A 15,039-nucleotide genomic window follows, 5' to 3' on the forward strand; every position below is an offset into this window, starting at 1 on the left:
AACATAAATTCACTTTTACCCAAGATAATCTCTTTATGAAAAATATTATCCTTCCACTATTCATATCTTTTACAACACTCAGTTTAACAACTGCCTGTAACAGTCCTTCTAATAATTATATTGAGAACACTTCTGGTTCAAAAGCTAGTCCAGAACTCAGTTCTGAAAGTAAACTCATTATCGAAGAATACAACTCTATAATTTTAGAATTTCAAAATATTGATGATGAAACAGAAACCTTAAAGAAACTTAAATCTATTATTCCCAAGTTGAAGCAAATCAATCTTGAAAAAGAACGTTATCGGCTTTTAATGAATTCGTACCTTAGAATTGGAGATATTGAGAAAGCCTATACATTAACAGAAGAAATTTTGGCTCAAAACAAACAACCTAACATAAAAAACTTTCAATGTATGTTAATGGAAACACTAAATAAGCCTTCTTCTTTAATTAAAGATTGCTACTCAGCTGCTGCATCTCTTTATCAACATGAATTAAATAAATTAGATTCATCTGCCCCGAACTACACACAAATATTATGGGGATTTAACGTAAATATATTTCATGCAGGGCATATTGAATACCGATACCAGCTTAAAAAAATTGTGGATCATCAAAAAAATGAAACAGATCAACAATTTTATAAAACCTTATTTGATTTAGAGACCAATGCCGACCTGCGTCAAGAATTATTATATTCAATTGCTTCTCGCATATAATTCAATAGCTCGCTTCTCCTCAATATTCAGATTAAGCATCTTCAAGAGGCCTAACCTGAATATCTAATGTCTCCATCTCAATACATCAAGCAGTCCACCTACCAATGTATTCAAGGAAAATATTCAGATAATCCCACCCTTAAAGATGCATGGTCACACCCAGCTGAAAAGCGCGGCCCGATAACGGCGCAATATATTTCAGGGGCGAATTATGTGGACGTGCCTCTTCATCCAGCAGGTTTGATCCATTCATAAACAGGTCAAAACTGGCATTTTTTAAAGTTACTTTTTTACGAATATCCAGATCCATCAGGTTATATGCCGGCAGTGGCACTTCCTCTGACACATTTTTCCCCAAATATCGCGGTTGATCATAATAAATACTTGCCAGACGCGCTGACCAATCTGCGCGTGTCCATTCAATGTGGGCACCATAACGATTGATCGGCATATTCGGCAAATACACACCATCATTACTTAAACGTAAACTTTCCGGATTGGTGGCCTTATTTTTAACCAGATCGGCAAAACCACCGACCTGTACCTCACCAAAATGGTCTAAATCAAAAGTGTAGTTCATATCCACCTCAAAACCATTCACTTTAGTATCGGTTTGCTTCCAGTACTTCAGCGGTAAACGGTTTCTCATGGATGAACCGGAATGCGACAAATAAAAATAATCTTCAAAATCCATTTGATATAAAGCTACAGCGATATTCGCAGCATCCCAGTTCACATGCGTGATTAATTCCAGCCCCTGCATTTTTTCTTTGTTCAATGCCTGATTGCCCTCTTCCTGCGTCATAACCGAGTAATGCGGATTGCTGGCATACAGTTCATTAATTTCAGGAGCCCGTTCTGACTTAGAATATTGCAGCCTAAAGTCCAGATAATCAGTCGCTTTAAAATTCGAACCGACATAAAAACTATTTAGAGCAAAAGATTTATTTTTTAGGGTGCTATTGGCCGCATTACGCGCCAGTTTAAAACTCTGATCCTGAATCTCATGCTGAACGTTCTCATGACGATAACCGGCATCCACTGAAAACCGCTCCCAATCCAATTTTTCCTGGATAAATACTGCCTGGGTCGTGGTTTTGACATTAGGGAGATAGCGCTGTGTTCCTGAACCGTTAACATCACGTACATTCAAAGCAGTGCCAATTTCACCGCTCAAATTTTTATAGGACATCTGCTTTAGTACCAGTTCGGCAGCATGGCTATCAAACTGATATTCATTGGCTTTGCTTGCACCAATATATTCACCCGAGCGATTGGATAATTTTGATGCCTGAATTTGGAGATGATCAAGTACAGGCAGTGGGTCCCTGAGTAACGCATCAACCGCAAAACGGTTCTGTTTAATCTGCACCGTAACCGGCAAGCCATCTTCATAAGCGCTCTGGAAAGATTTATTCTCCATTGAGAAACCCAGCACACCATAATCACTGGTTTTATAATCGGCACTAATTCCAATATAGCCATTGTCTAAAAAGTAAGTACTCCCGATTGCCATATTTTCATTTCTGGCATAGCTATTGCCCAGTTTTTTCTGATAATTGGGCGTAACATCCTGATTGGTTCGGCTTTCCACATATTTTGGCGTATTGGGCACATAATCCGGGTTGGGATCATTGACAAATTCCCGGTAGGCACCATTCACATAGCGGGTTAAAACCGCTTGATCAGTATATTTGGCCGACTCCAAGCCATCATAATAATCATAAAAATGCTGAGGATTTTGGGCGATATCTTCTAAAACATGCTTATTTAAATATTGATGATGTGCCTTATTAAAGACCTGTTCAATTCTGGCATCGCGCTGGCAGGCGCTTGCCAAAGCAGAATCAATCCCGCCTCGCTCCGAGATAATCGCTGTATCACAGACGGCTGCTTTGCTCTTTCCGGGAATTTTATAAGATGAAATCTGTTGGGTAGAAAACTGGATATTGGTGCTCAGATTTTCCTGATTATTGACATTAATGCGAATACCATGCCCGCTAAAATCGTTAAAGCCCTTTTTATACACCACATCGACATTGGCGCTTTTCTCTTCCAGCATTTTTGAAATGATGCCCGAATCTATATCCACATAACCACCAATCGCCTGTCCGCCATAACGTACAGTATTGGTCCCTTTATGTACGGTCACGCTTTTAGTAAATAGTGGATCAAATGGAATATTAATATCACCGCTGATAGCATTCATTCCATTGATCGCATGACCATTCTCCAGAATCCCGACCCGATGACCGCTCAAACTGCGTATCACTGGTGCCCCCGAATTGGGACCGAATGCGCTACTTTGCACGCCAGACATATGTTTAACAGCATCGCCCAAGGTATTGGCTGTTTCAATGCGTTCTTTAGGCGCAATGTTCAGGTTCTTGTCAGTATCATCCCCCTGAAAAATAAGTGGTTCCAGAATTGTAATCGGCTCTTCAGCCTGTGCCTGTTGCATCGCCAATAAAATTAAAGTCATGAGTGTGCTGTATTTCATGCGAGCCCCCTTTTAAAAAGTGTTATGTTATAACATAACTTTATGTCTATTTAAAAAATTATTCTGGTTTTTCTGGCAGATCGAGAAAATGCAGCAACTCAATTGAGAGGAAGAAAAATGGGGGAATTGAAATATTTTGAATTCTTAGATTCTTAAAAAAAGAAAAAACCATCTAACACGAAGTTAAATGGTTTTTAGAATCAGCTCAACAGCCAAAGCTCATTAGAGCTTTTTCCAGGTCATGGCACTGGTTGTATTGCTCTGTTGCGCTTTACCAAATACTTTCATCTGGTCTTTGCCATCATTCAATTGCGCTTCAATGGTATAGGTCCGGCCATCCTGGGTATTCAGCCATTGACCTTGCTTAAACTGCTTATGGTTGCCGGTCATGCCTTTCAGCACTTCCATACCAAAAATCGGCTGGTTCTTTAAAGCCCCTTCACATTTGCCACAAACGTCCGGATTCACCGCTCCCGCCGCCGGATAATGCTTGCTCACTACTGCACTATACTGCTGTGTTTTGGAGTTTTTACGAATCACAATTTCCGACACATAATACCCGGTTCGATCATCAATCACTTTCCATGTCCCGATTAAAGGATCAAACGGCATTGCCACTACAGTTTTGGTTAAACCCGCCAATAGAGCCGCAGCCCCCAACAATTTAAAATTCATAAGCAAAAAGAGTTTCAAAAGAGTCAATAAAGAAATGAGATACGCTTCACAGCGGCCTGAATTATATTCATTTTCCTAAATTAAATCATAATAATTTCATAAATTTTAAATATCTATGTGGTATTTAGATCCAATTTTTGCTAGATACTTCACATTTCTTTTCCAGAATTTTAGCAATTCTTTTTATTGTCACATTCAGGGCTTATGATGCAGTCAAGGTCATTAAAAACGAGAAGATGGCCTGTAATAACTAAGTAGCGCAAACTAACCCAGCATATAGCAATCCATATGTTGGGTTTTCTTTTATAGGTACTTTGCACTTTCATGCACAGGTTCTGATGGAAAAATAGTTGTGATGAAGCAAGATTTTTTAGCCCACCGGGATGGCTGCTCATATTCCATCCCGGTAGATGCAACACTTATTTCGCATTCGGTGAAACCATATTTTCTGGTCGTACCACGTCATCAAACTGTTCAGCAGTGACCAGATTCAGCTCCACCGCCACCTGTTTTAAGGTTTTCCCTTCTTTATAGGCCGTTTTCGCGACTTTGGCGGCATTTTCATAACCAATTACCGGATTCAGTGCCGTCACCAACATCAACGAGTTATGCAGGAAATGATCAATCTTGTCACGGTTCGGCTCAATTCCGACAGCGCAGTGATCGTTAAAGCTGTTGCAGGCATCTCCCAATAACTGAATCGACTGTAACAGGTTATAGGCAATCACTGGCATAAATACGTTTAGCTCGAAATTACCCGAAGCCCCAGCCACATTAATTGTCGTATCATTACCCAGCACTTGCGCCACCACCATGGTCATGGCTTCACTCTGGGTCGGATTGACTTTACCTGGCATAATGCTTGAACCCGGTTCATTTTCCGGAATACGGATTTCACCAAAACCACAGCGCGGCCCACTGGCCAGCCAGCGTATATCATTGGCAATTTTATTTAAGCTCACAGCCAGAGTTTTTAAGGCACCGGAAGCAAATACCGCAGCATCACGTCCAGCCAGAGCTTCAAACTTGTTCGGCGCAGTAACGAAAGCCAAACCGGTCAGGCTGGCCAGTTGCTGTGCGGCTTTTTCAGCATAGTCCGGATGGGCATTTAAACCGGTTCCTACGGCGGTGCCACCCAACGGCAGTTCATATAAACCGTCCAGGGCCTGATGCAAACGTTTTAAACCATGATCAAGCTGCGAGACATAGCCGCTAAATTCCTGCCCTAGGGTTAAAGGTGTTGCGTCCTGTAAATGGGTACGGCCAATTTTCACAATATCGGCAAAGGCATCGCTTTTGGCCTGCAAGGTATCTCTTAAACGGGTCACTGCCGGAATTAAGAGTTCATTGATCTGTAAACTGGCAGCCACATGAATCGCGGTCGGGAAAGAATCGTTGGTTGATTGGGCACGGTTCACATGGTCATTCGGATGGACTGGCTTTTGTGCACCCAGCGGATTGCCAAGTTTCTGGTTAGCAATATTGGCAATCACTTCATTACAGTTCATATTACTTTGCGTGCCCGAACCAGTCTGCCATACCACCAGCGGAAACTGGCTATCCCATTTGCCTTCAATCACTTCTTCAGCTGCATCAACAATATAGTGCGACAGTTCTTGAGGAATCTGGTTCAGTTCAGCATTGGTCATGGCCGCGGCTTTTTTTACCAAGCCCATAGCGCGAATCATGGGACGAGGCAAACGTTCCTGCCCGATTTTAAAATTCTGTAAGCTGCGCTGAGTCTGTGCACCCCACATGGCCTCACTCGGGACTTCAACTTCGCCCATGGTGTCGTGTTCGATACGTGTTTGCATACTCACCCCTATCTATTCTTACTGTTCTCAATGCTGTTATAACGCTGCCCTGATGCAGCGGCTATGGCGAATATATTCATCTTAGGTCAGGCGGATAAAATTGTAAATGATAATTATTATCATGATTAAATTTATCATTGCCCGCGCAAGGTGTGCTGATAAAAGCGCCATTCATCTTCCAGCATCTGCTGAATCGAGCGTTTCGGCTGCCAGCCCAGTACCTCTTTGGCTTTACTAATATTGGCCGCGACCTGATCCAGTTCGGCATAGGGATATACATCAGCATCGACCGTTTTAATTTCGGTACCGGTGACGCTCGAAATTTCATTTAACAGCTGCTGGATCGAAATCGCCTCGCCGGCAATATTAAAGGCTTCACAAACATGCTGTTGCTGGAATAGCCATTGCAGGGTTAAAGACACCGCTTCACAACAATCCAGTACATGCAGGAAACTACGTTCAACAGTCTTGTCTTCAGTTTGGGCCTGTTTACGCAGCTCGATAAATTCGCGTTGCCGCGCCCCGACCTGCATCGCCAGGGGTACAATATTTTTTGGCAGTGGCGGTACCATCTCACCCAGTACCCCATGTTCAAAGGCACCAGCAATATTGCCCAAGCGCAATAAGGCAATTTTCCATTCATTGTCGGTTTTAAAAGTATCCTGAATAATTTCCTCAGCCATCTGCTGAGATTTGATATACGGATTCGGATAAGCATACTGAAATGGCAGATCTTCTTTCAGTTGCAGGCTGGATTGGCCATACACGGTTAAGCTAGATAAATGTGCCAGCACACGTACCCCGGTACGCTGCATGGCACGCAGCAGACTCATAATACAGCTGACATTATCATTATAATATTCAAGCGGTTTCAGGACCGATTCTTCCAGCGATTTAAAGCTGGCCGTATGCACCACTGCATCGACCGAATACTGTTCAAAGACTTTATTTAAGGCCGGGGTGTTACGAATATCAATTTTGGCAAAAGGCACATACATGCCCAAAATATATTCAAGTCGTTCTAAGGTTTGTAAATTGGCATTGGATAAATTGTCGACAATAATGACTTCTTGCCCTTGAGCCATCAGACTTAATGCAATATGCGAGCCTATAAAGCCTAAACCACCAGTCACTAAAATCATTGTATACTACCTTTTTCTTATGAAGTCTGAATGCCCCCTGTGTTGCGGGAACATTTCATTAGTGAATTTTGATGAGTACCTTATTACTAATTACCTCCGCGCCAACCTCAATTCATGCCTGGCATGCGTTGGGTCTGGCTCAAGCCTTGCAGAGCAAGAATGAAGATTTCCGGGTGTTCTTCTATCAGGACGCTGTTATGGTCGCTAACGATTTACAATGGCTACCCGATGATCAGCGACAGTTAAAATCGGAATGGCAAAAACTGTCGATTCGTTTGCCGGTTTGTGTCAGTGCGGCACTGTTACGCGGAATTACCGATCAGGACAATGCCAAACGTCATCAACTTCATCAACACAATTTAGCCGCGGGCTTTGAATTGGTTGGTCTGGGCGAACTTGCCGATGCAGTGCAATCTGCAGATCGCCTTCTTCAATTCTAAGTGGTTCTATTTGAGAATTTGTTGCATTTAAAAGGTAAATTGTGTGAAAACTGTACTCGTCATTTTAAGCCAGGCCAATTTAAGCAGCCAGCAGGTACATGAAAGCCTGTCTGCGACTATGGTACTGGCCACTTTTGGCTGTGAAGTCAAAGTGTTATTACAGGATGCTGCCCTAAGTCTGCTCAAAAGAGATTTGGCTTTTGACCAGCTCAAACACGCCTTCAAGCTGGCCTCGAATATGGTCGAAAGTTTTGAGTTTTATGATTTAAGCCCGATTCTGGTAGAACACCAGCATCAACATTCAGCTTATGTCAGCCAGTCGCAGCAGGAAATCGAGTTTATTGAACTGAATGCGGACTTTATCCAGCGTTTTGACCACGTGCTGTACTGGTAAGCCGGAAGGAATCTGTTATGTCACAAAATACTTTATATCTGCTGCAATCCGGCTTCCATACTACCCCGGCCATGCTGGACAAAGTTTCACGTCTGTATAGTGAAGGCGATGCAGTGGTGCTGATGGGTGATGCAGTATTGGCCATTGATCACCCATTTTGTCAGCAATGCGGCACCCTGTTTGCACTGGAGCATGATCTAGAGCTGCTGGTCCAGCCATTGCCTGCCCATCTGCACAGTTTAAACTATGCTACCTTTGCCGAGCTGTGTCTGGCTTATAGCCGTTGTATCTCTTTAAAATAAACAAGCTTTGAGTGTGTTATGAATCTTGAACTGGACCAAGATGGTCATTTGGTCGATTACACCATCTGGAATGAAACTGTAGCGCAAGAGCTGGCCAAAAGCCTGGAGCTGGAACTGGAAGATTGGCATTTTGAAATTTTGCAGGCTGTGCGCCAGTTTTATCAGCAGTTTGGTCATTCTCCGGCGACTCGCCCGTTAATCAAGTTTCTGATGAAAACGGTCAGCCCTGAGATTAATAATGCCCTCTTGCAAGAGCGTTTTAACACCGGACTGGTGGCGCGGCATTTAAGCCGTCTGGCCGGTATTCCCAAACCGGCGAATTGCCTGTAATTGGAGGAAGATTCATCTGTTCAGAGGTTTAGCGCTGTAGATGAATCTGATTTCACACGATAATCCTTTAATTCTTACTTTAGAAATGAATCTCATCAGGATGCGTTTCAATAATTCTTAACCAGGCCCGGGTGGCCGGACTCATGGCGACTGTCGTATTCCAGGCCATTCGCAAGGTCCAGTTCAGCTCAGGCTGGCACAAACGGCTGATCTGATAACGCTCGGCAGGCAACTGCTCACAATAAACCTGAGGCAACAGCGCAATCCCCACGTCGGAATCCACCATTTTGGCAATAAAATCCCACTGGCTGCTTTTACAGACAATCTTCGGTTCAAAACCCAGCTGTTGTGCGGCCTGTAGAATCATCTGGTTTAAAGTAAAGCTGTCGGCAAACAGTAAAAAAGACTCATCTTTCAGTTCCAGCAACGATACCGTTTCACGTCCCTGCCATGCAGAATTCCGGGCAGATAACAAACACAGTGGCGAATCCATAATTGGAATTCCGCCCAATACCGGTTTTAAATGGCCGAGTACAATCCCGACATCAATCTGTTTATCCAGAATAGCAGCTTCAATCCCGCTGGCGCCTACCTCTAAAAAGCTCAGTTCAATAGCCGGATACTGCTGATGAAACTTGGCAATTAACCGGCTTAATAGCACCGAACCCAAGGGCGGCAAACCCAGCGTCAATTTACCACGTTCTAGCGCATGAACTTCCGCCACCGAATCATAAATCGCCTGCTCCAGTTGCAGCATTTGTAGCGCATGCTGATAAATCTGCTCGCCCAGGTAAGTCAATTGCACTTCACGTTTACGCCCAGCTTCACCTTTATGAAACAGCGCAGTGCCCAACTCATCTTCCAGCCCCCGAATGGCCTTGCTAATTGTGGGCTGGGTCAGGCACAAAGCATCTGCAGTCCGGGTAAAACTTTGCAATTGCACCAGCTTGACCAGTATTTTCAGGCTTTTTAAATCCACCATCATTCCCAATAGGCATAATTATTTTTTCATTATTCATAATCATCTTGGTAGGTCAAATCTAAAATACAGTCGTGTTTAACCTTTAGGGTAATTCAACGATGTGGTCACTTTCCCGTGTTGCCGTCCTCAGCATACAAATTGCGCTGCTAATCCTGATCTGGTGGCTCGGTGCGCTGATCCAACAGATATTCCAGCTGCCGGTTTCAGCGGGTGTGATTGGCCTGATCCTGTTACTGCTGGCGCTGTTAAGTGGCATATTTCAACTGCAATGGATCAAGCAAGGCGCCGATTTTATGCTGGCCGAGCTGATGCTGCTGTTTATTCCCTGTGTGGTCGGCATTATCAATGATCTCGACTTACTGCTAAGCCAAGGCTGGCAACTGCTGCTCTCGATTACGCTCGGCACCTGTGCGGTAATGGTCGCCACAGCCTATAGCGTGTGCTGGGGTTTTAAACTGGAACAGCGGCTCAGGAAAAATACCAACAACACCGCATATGTGTCAGGAGATTAAGATGAACCTGATCGCAAGCCTGTGCTTCATCTTCACCCTGCTGGGCTATATCGTGGCCAAACAGCTGTATCGTCGTTATCCGGTGCTGCTGTTTTTACCCTCCATTCTAGTTCCGGCTGGATTAATCTGCATGCTGCTCTATTTCGGGATTTCCTATGACAGCTATATGCAGTACAGTCACTGGATTGTCTGGATGCTCGGGCCAGCCACGGTGGCTTTTGCCATTCCGATTTATGAATATCGCGCGCTGATTCAACGCCATCTGCTGGCCATCAGCATGGGTATTGTGATCGGTATGTGTGTCGGCATTATCAGTGCTTTTTATCTGGCGCAGCTGTTTCAGCTGAATCAGGAAACCACATATAGCCTGATGGCGCGCTCTATCTCTACACCCTTTGCGATGGAGTTAAGTACACAGGTGGGCGGCTCGGTTGAACTGGTAATCCTGTTCACCATGATGACCGGCTTTGCCGGCGGTTTTATGGCAGATGCCGTCTTACTCGCACTCAAACTGAATTCACATTTTGCTCAAGGTGCAGCCTTAGGTAATGCCGCGCATGGTTTTGGTACTTCTAAAGCCTTTATGCGCCATCGTGAAGAAGGTGTGGCCGCCTGCTTAAGTATGGTACTGGCTGGCATATTTATGGTGATTTTTGGACCTGCCCTGATTCATGGCGTGGTCCGGTTTTTATAACTGAATCCGCTGCTAAAATAAAATCAGTGCAGATTAAGACTCATCCACCACATCGGCAAACTGGGCATTTAACACCCGGGCCAGATCATCCGGCTTTAAACCAATGTCCAGTCCACGTTTGCCACCGCTGACATAGATTTTTGCCAGACTTTGCGCGCTCTGGTCAATCACAGTTTTTAAACGTTTCTTCTGCCCAATCGGGCTAATTCCGCCAACCAGATAACCGGTTAAACGTTCAGCATCTTTAGGCTCTGCCATATGCAGTTTTTTACAGCCCACCGCGGTAGCAACTTTCTTTAAATTTAACTGCACATGCACCGGTAAAATCGCCACATAATACTGTTTATCATCAGTTACCAATAAGGTTTTAAATACTTCGGCCAGGGCTAAACCCAGCTTTTCCGCTGCTTCCAGCCCAAAACTTTTGGCGTTCGGATCATGCTCATATTCATGAATGCTATAGTCAATTTTATTGGATTTTAAAATTTTACAGGCCGGTGTCATTTTAGTTGCCCAGTGATAAACATCCTCGCAGTATAAAAGCTTCTGCTGCAGAAGTTAATCACTGTATAGCTTAGGCTATTGAGTGGCAGCATAATATTTCCGCTTTTCCACATCATCCATCATACTCTCGGTTTCCTGCAAGACATTGGCCAAACGCTGGGTATGCGCAATCAAACGGTCCAGCCAGCGCTGTGCGGCCAGTAATTCCAGACTGCGCGCGGCACTCAGATGTTGCACCGTGGCATATTCAATCACTTTTTCACGCGCTTCGGCACGCTGCTCTTCCACCCATTGTTTCAGGTTTAACAGCTCACGATTTAAAGATGCCACTTCGGTCAGGCGGTTAAACTCATCGACATACTGAAAGTGATTGTCCAGCACATGAATATAATCCAGCCCCATCTGATAAATAGTTGGCTGGGTACGGATATGCTCGGCATGTTCTACTGCTTCCAGATCACTGCGCAGCACACGTAAATACACCATCAGGCGCAGCATCGCCATTAAACGCTGCTGATCCAGCTCATTTTCACTAACCGATAAATCTTCCAGATACTGCTGCACCCGTTTTAAGATTTCATCCAGCTGCTGTAATTCACTATTGGAAGGCAAACGACCTTCCTGAATCGCACGTTTCAGTAAAATCAGGATATGCCCAATCGACCAATAAATCACTTTAGAAGCAGCATTAATCGCTAAAGCCGGCACCGAAAAACTGGCCTGATCCAGATAACATAAAATTGAAGGGGTACGATCTGGAATTAAACCTACAATCAACTGTTCAAACTGTTTTAAAAAGGGCAATAAAAATAAGGTTCCCAGCACACTAAAAGCGGTATGAAACGCGGCGACAATAATCACATCATCCCAAGTGCCGACCTGTGAATGTTCCGCCAGCCACAAAAAAGCCGGTTTCAACAAGATAAAAGCCAACACGGCCGAAATCACGTTAAACACCACATGCACGGCCGCGGTACGTTTGGCATTGGCGGTTGAGCCCATGGCCGCCAGAATCGCGGTCGCCACCGTACCAATATTTTGTCCAATCACCAGACCTAAGGCTTGGGACAAATCAATCGCACCACTGGCCAAAGCCGCCAAGGTTGCAGTAATGGCTGCACTGGAAGATTGCAGCAGCACGGTCATCACCAGCCCGACCAGCACTAAAATCAGCTGTGTGGTAAAAGAATTATTGGAGAAAACCGATAAATCAACCCGCTCGGCAAAACCGGACATTGCCACCTGCAGCAAGTCAATCCCAAAGAAAATCAGGCCGAAACCAGCAATGGTTAAACCGAATAAAGACAGTCGCCCACGGCTGAATAATTTAAAGATGGCCCCTAAACCAATGAGTGGCAAGGCAATATGGGCAATGGAAAATTTAACCCCGAGAAAAGCCACCATCCAGCCGGTGCTGGTGGTGCCAATATTGGCGCCAATAATCACACCAATGGCCTGACTAAAAGTCAGAATACCGGCACTAACAAAGCCAATGGTGGCCAATGTGGTTGCCGTTGAGGATTGCACAGCCAAAGTCAGACCGATGCCAGAAAAAATAGCTTTAATCGGTGAACCGGTAAATTTAGACAGCCATAAACGCAATGACTCCCCGGCCATCTCTTTCAGACTGTCTGTCATTAAGGTCATTCCGATCAGGAATAAACCGATCCCGCCACACAACTGTGCAATCACTTCTAGCATGCAACTACCCAATAAATATTTTTATTTTCAACCATCTAAGTATATAAGAGATTATGCGATGAAAGCCGCTTTATACCCTAAAAGTTGCATAGTGACCTAAACGTGAACAGCACAATAAGTAGAAAGATGATCTTCCAATGCACTCTAAAGATATTTCAAACAAGGAGTATCGGAGCCAAAACTTAACAAAACAGCGGCAGATCTAGGCCGCCGTTGGCTTGACGGATATCGCCCAGCTCACTAACATCCTTAAACATATTCGCGAGCACTGGCTAATCTGGTGCAGCATCACCGCTTTTTTCTGATTTTAAAATGAAACTGACCATCCCATTATTATTGAAAACCTCTTTTATTGGCCTCAGTGCTCTTAGCCTGATTGCCTGCTCACCTTTAGGAGGCGGCTCCGTTGCCAAACGTTCCGCTAAACTTTCAGTCGGTATCCAAAAAGCCTATTCGGTTGCACCTGACACCGCTAACCGTGTTGCGCCGATGATTGTGCAACATGCAGAACGTTATGAAATTGATCCACTGTTACTGGCCGCGCTGATTCGCCAGGAATCCAGCTACCGCAGTCATGTGGTATCTCCAGCCGGTGCGGTGGGCTTAACCCAAGTCATTCCGCGTTATTGGCAGCAAAGCTGTGGCAGTAATTTGTTTGATGAATCTTCCAATATTCAATGCGGCTCTTACATTTTAAATCGCTATAACACGAAAGCCGGCAGCTGGCCTAAAGCCCTAGCTTATTATAATGTTGGCCCTACCGGTTATCATTCCAGCTGGAAGATGAAACGCCAAGGCAAACGCTATGCCAAACAGGTTAAACAGCACCAAAATGATTTAAAAGGCGCACTCTAAGCCTTTTTATCCTGCGATTTTTTTTAAAGCTCCTGATGGGGCTTTTTTTTACATCATTGCCAAGCAATTACATATTCCCGTCAAAACCAGTACAGTGCCTTGAGCCTCAGTTGTTAACGTAGCAAAAGAATTCATGAAACGAGGATGGGAAAATGCCAAAGAAAGTATTATTCATTACGTCCAATCAGGGTGTGGAGCAGGATGAGCTGATCAAACCCTTTGAATATTTGAAATCTAAAGGCATTGAAGCCATACATGCAGCAGAAGAACAAAAAGAAGTTCAAACGGTCAAGGCTGATAAAGATCCTGGTCTAAGTACCGAACCGGAAACAACGCTCGATAAGGTCAATCCGGAAGATTACGATGCACTGGTCATTCCCGGTGGAACGGTCAATGCCGATACGCTTCGAATTAATCCCGAAGCGCATAAAATCATCCAGCACTTTACTGATCAGGGCAAACTGATTGCCGCAATCTGTCATGGTCCGTGGGTTTTAATTAATGCCGAACGGATTCGCGATAAAAACCTGACGTCTTATAAAACCATCAAACTGGATCTGGAAAATGCCGGCGCAAAATGGGTCGATGAAGAAGTCCATCGCTGCAATACCGGTGAATGGGTACTGATCAGCTCACGTAATCCGGACGATATTCCTGCATTTAACCAGGCGATTGTGCAAGAATTGGAAGCCGAAACCTAAAGATTTTTAATCATATCCATAAAAGAAACCTCATCTTCGGATGAGGTTTTTCACAAGTAAATTAAGACAACCCTTTGAGCTGTTTTAAATAGGCCACCACTTCCTCATTACCGGCCATTTCAGCAAGCTCCAGTGCTGTATGTGGACTACGATGCTCCATATCCGCCCCTTTGCTCATCAGCAGTTTCACCACATCCAAATGATCATTTTCTGCCGCAGCCTGCAAGGCACTATAGCCTTCCTCATCACTACCATTGGCATCTGCACCTTGCTGTAAGGCTTGCTGTACCTGCTCTAGCTCACCGAGTGACGCCCAATATACAATTTCAGGAAGATGCAGTTCATCATCATCTTCAGGGATCGGAGAGAATGAATTCAGTTTCATAAAGAGCTCTTAGAATCGTAATTTGATCATATTGATCTTAAGATTTTAGCTGAATCTGGGGATATATATGGATTTAAATTGTTAGCTTTAATTTTGAGATAAAAAATTGATTGTTAATTATTCTGGCTGATGAGGCATTTATTTAAATAGAAGCAGGAATAATCAGCAAAAAATTAAAAGCGGCCTTAAACAAGATGAGGAAGCCCAGATAAATTTTCTGCATAAAAAAATCCCCCTGCTGTTTAAGCAGGGGGATTTTGAATAATGAGCTGGCGATGACTTACTCTCACATGGGTAACCCCACACTACCATCAGCGCTAAGAGGTTTCACTTCTGAGTTCGGGAAGGGATCAGGTGGTTCACTCTTGCTATTGTCGCCAGCACAACTG

17 protein-coding genes and 1 rRNA gene are annotated in these 15,039 nt (G+C 44.2%); 9 read left to right on the forward strand and 9 right to left on the reverse strand.

Annotated elements, in window-relative coordinates; translation table 11 throughout:
• The first annotated feature begins 35 nt into the window (after nucleotides 1–35).
• Nucleotides 36–719, forward strand: a complete 684-nt coding sequence (locus tag FTU55_RS10535; protein ID WP_168381814.1) for a hypothetical protein — start codon at nucleotides 36–38, stop codon at nucleotides 717–719.
• 139 nt (nucleotides 720–858) lie between these two features.
• Here FTU55_RS10535 and FTU55_RS10540 read toward each other — a convergent pair whose 3' ends face one another.
• From FTU55_RS10540 to FTU55_RS10555, 4 genes are all read right to left on the reverse strand, one after another.
• On the reverse strand, nucleotides 859–3,219 hold the full coding sequence (locus FTU55_RS10540; RefSeq protein WP_180047047.1) for a TonB-dependent receptor: 2,361 nt from the start codon (nucleotides 3,217–3,219) through the stop codon (nucleotides 859–861).
• 222 nt (nucleotides 3,220–3,441) lie between these two features.
• Nucleotides 3,442–3,894: a DUF2147 domain-containing protein gene (locus FTU55_RS10545; RefSeq protein ID WP_104471394.1), complete on the reverse strand. Its 453-nt coding sequence runs from the start codon at nucleotides 3,892–3,894 to the stop codon at nucleotides 3,442–3,444.
• A 419-nt stretch (nucleotides 3,895–4,313) separates the two neighbouring features.
• Entirely contained in the window at nucleotides 4,314–5,708 is a 1,395-nt protein-coding gene (gene fumC, locus FTU55_RS10550; protein ID WP_016658056.1) for a class II fumarate hydratase, read from the reverse strand.
• 134 nt (nucleotides 5,709–5,842) lie between these two features.
• The gene (locus FTU55_RS10555) at nucleotides 5,843–6,850 is read right to left on the reverse strand and encodes an SDR family NAD(P)-dependent oxidoreductase (RefSeq protein ID WP_180047049.1); all 1,008 of its coding nucleotides are present in this window, start codon (nucleotides 6,848–6,850) and stop codon (nucleotides 5,843–5,845) included.
• A 71-nt stretch (nucleotides 6,851–6,921) separates the two neighbouring features.
• Here FTU55_RS10555 and tusD point away from each other — a divergent pair, with 71 nt between their 5' ends.
• Genes tusD through FTU55_RS10575 form a run of 4 tightly spaced genes read left to right on the forward strand, consistent with a single transcriptional unit; the run spans nucleotide 6,922 to nucleotide 8,316 of the window.
• Nucleotides 6,922–7,290, forward strand: coding sequence for a sulfurtransferase complex subunit TusD (gene tusD, locus FTU55_RS10560; RefSeq protein ID WP_005178259.1), 369 nt, complete (start codon nucleotides 6,922–6,924; stop codon nucleotides 7,288–7,290).
• 43 nt (nucleotides 7,291–7,333) lie between these two features.
• Nucleotides 7,334–7,684, forward strand: a complete 351-nt coding sequence (locus FTU55_RS10565) for a hypothetical protein (RefSeq protein ID WP_168396887.1) — start codon at nucleotides 7,334–7,336, stop codon at nucleotides 7,682–7,684.
• 17 nt (nucleotides 7,685–7,701) lie between these two features.
• Nucleotides 7,702–7,986: a DsrH/TusB family sulfur metabolism protein gene (locus FTU55_RS10570; RefSeq protein WP_016658053.1), complete on the forward strand. Its 285-nt coding sequence runs from the start codon at nucleotides 7,702–7,704 to the stop codon at nucleotides 7,984–7,986.
• 18 nt (nucleotides 7,987–8,004) lie between these two features.
• Nucleotides 8,005–8,316, forward strand: coding sequence for a TusE/DsrC/DsvC family sulfur relay protein (locus FTU55_RS10575; RefSeq protein ID WP_005178263.1), 312 nt, complete (start codon nucleotides 8,005–8,007; stop codon nucleotides 8,314–8,316).
• Nucleotides 8,317–8,395: 79 nt separating this feature from the next.
• On the opposite strand, the gene FTU55_RS10580 is transcribed toward FTU55_RS10575, so the two are convergent.
• A complete protein-coding gene (locus FTU55_RS10580) occupies nucleotides 8,396–9,295 on the reverse strand; it encodes a LysR substrate-binding domain-containing protein (protein ID WP_180047051.1) in 900 nt (299 codons plus the stop codon).
• A 101-nt stretch (nucleotides 9,296–9,396) separates the two neighbouring features.
• Here FTU55_RS10580 and FTU55_RS10585 point away from each other — a divergent pair, with 101 nt between their 5' ends.
• Nucleotides 9,397–9,810, forward strand: coding sequence for a CidA/LrgA family protein (locus FTU55_RS10585; RefSeq protein ID WP_005178267.1), 414 nt, complete (start codon nucleotides 9,397–9,399; stop codon nucleotides 9,808–9,810).
• A gap of 1 nt (nucleotide 9,811) precedes the next feature.
• On the forward strand, nucleotides 9,812–10,504 hold the full coding sequence (locus FTU55_RS10590; protein WP_160255566.1) for an LrgB family protein: 693 nt from the start codon (nucleotides 9,812–9,814) through the stop codon (nucleotides 10,502–10,504).
• A gap of 33 nt (nucleotides 10,505–10,537) precedes the next feature.
• Here the strand turns inward: FTU55_RS10590 and ybaK are convergent, their stop codons facing one another.
• Both ybaK and FTU55_RS10600 read right to left on the reverse strand, forming a co-directional pair.
• Nucleotides 10,538–11,008 (reverse strand): Cys-tRNA(Pro) deacylase, encoded by a 471-nt coding sequence (gene ybaK / locus FTU55_RS10595; RefSeq protein WP_005178272.1) that lies wholly within the window; start codon nucleotides 11,006–11,008, stop codon nucleotides 10,538–10,540.
• Nucleotides 11,009–11,083: 75 nt separating this feature from the next.
• Nucleotides 11,084–12,709: a Na/Pi cotransporter family protein gene (locus FTU55_RS10600; RefSeq protein ID WP_180047053.1), complete on the reverse strand. Its 1,626-nt coding sequence runs from the start codon at nucleotides 12,707–12,709 to the stop codon at nucleotides 11,084–11,086.
• A 312-nt stretch (nucleotides 12,710–13,021) separates the two neighbouring features.
• Between FTU55_RS10600 and FTU55_RS10605 the strand changes: the two genes are divergently transcribed.
• Both FTU55_RS10605 and FTU55_RS10610 read left to right on the forward strand, forming a co-directional pair.
• Nucleotides 13,022–13,564, forward strand: coding sequence for a lytic transglycosylase domain-containing protein (locus FTU55_RS10605; protein WP_005178276.1), 543 nt, complete (start codon nucleotides 13,022–13,024; stop codon nucleotides 13,562–13,564).
• 152 nt (nucleotides 13,565–13,716) lie between these two features.
• Entirely contained in the window at nucleotides 13,717–14,265 is a 549-nt protein-coding gene (locus FTU55_RS10610; protein ID WP_075175344.1) for a type 1 glutamine amidotransferase domain-containing protein, read from the forward strand.
• Between the two features lie 61 nt (nucleotides 14,266–14,326).
• On the opposite strand, the gene FTU55_RS10615 is transcribed toward FTU55_RS10610, so the two are convergent.
• A complete protein-coding gene (locus FTU55_RS10615; RefSeq protein WP_075166981.1) occupies nucleotides 14,327–14,650 on the reverse strand; it encodes an ankyrin repeat domain-containing protein in 324 nt (107 codons plus the stop codon).
• 267 nt (nucleotides 14,651–14,917) lie between these two features.
• Nucleotides 14,918–15,032, reverse strand: a 5S ribosomal RNA gene (gene rrf / locus FTU55_RS10620).
• Nucleotides 15,033–15,039: the final 7 nt, after the last annotated feature.

It is taken from the genome of Acinetobacter sp. YH12117, from assembly GCF_013418865.1.
Taxonomy (GTDB): Bacteria; Pseudomonadota; Gammaproteobacteria; order Pseudomonadales; family Moraxellaceae; genus Acinetobacter; species Acinetobacter indicus.

Coding starts and splice junctions, on each gene's coding strand:
- FTU55_RS10535 (WP_168381814.1), top strand. CDS start 36: ATGAAAAATATTATCCTTCCACTATTCATATCTTTTACAACACTCAGT.
- FTU55_RS10540 (WP_180047047.1), bottom strand. CDS start 3,219: ATGAAATACAGCACACTCATGACTTTAATTTTATTGGCGATGCAACAG.
- FTU55_RS10545 (WP_104471394.1), bottom strand. CDS start 3,894: ATGAATTTTAAATTGTTGGGGGCTGCGGCTCTATTGGCGGGTTTAACC.
- fumC (WP_016658056.1), bottom strand. CDS start 5,708: ATGCAAACACGTATCGAACACGACACCATGGGCGAAGTTGAAGTCCCG.
- FTU55_RS10555 (WP_180047049.1), bottom strand. CDS start 6,850: ATGATTTTAGTGACTGGTGGTTTAGGCTTTATAGGCTCGCATATTGCA.
- tusD (WP_005178259.1), top strand. CDS start 6,922: ATGAGTACCTTATTACTAATTACCTCCGCGCCAACCTCAATTCATGCC.
- FTU55_RS10570 (WP_016658053.1), top strand. CDS start 7,702: ATGTCACAAAATACTTTATATCTGCTGCAATCCGGCTTCCATACTACC.
- FTU55_RS10575 (WP_005178263.1), top strand. CDS start 8,005: ATGAATCTTGAACTGGACCAAGATGGTCATTTGGTCGATTACACCATC.
- FTU55_RS10585 (WP_005178267.1), top strand. CDS start 9,397: ATGTGGTCACTTTCCCGTGTTGCCGTCCTCAGCATACAAATTGCGCTG.
- FTU55_RS10590 (WP_160255566.1), top strand. CDS start 9,812: ATGAACCTGATCGCAAGCCTGTGCTTCATCTTCACCCTGCTGGGCTAT.
- ybaK (WP_005178272.1), bottom strand. CDS start 11,008: ATGACACCGGCCTGTAAAATTTTAAAATCCAATAAAATTGACTATAGC.
- FTU55_RS10600 (WP_180047053.1), bottom strand. CDS start 12,709: ATGCTAGAAGTGATTGCACAGTTGTGTGGCGGGATCGGTTTATTCCTG.
- FTU55_RS10605 (WP_005178276.1), top strand. CDS start 13,022: ATGAAACTGACCATCCCATTATTATTGAAAACCTCTTTTATTGGCCTC.
- FTU55_RS10610 (WP_075175344.1), top strand. CDS start 13,717: ATGCCAAAGAAAGTATTATTCATTACGTCCAATCAGGGTGTGGAGCAG.
- FTU55_RS10615 (WP_075166981.1), bottom strand. CDS start 14,650: ATGAAACTGAATTCATTCTCTCCGATCCCTGAAGATGATGATGAACTG.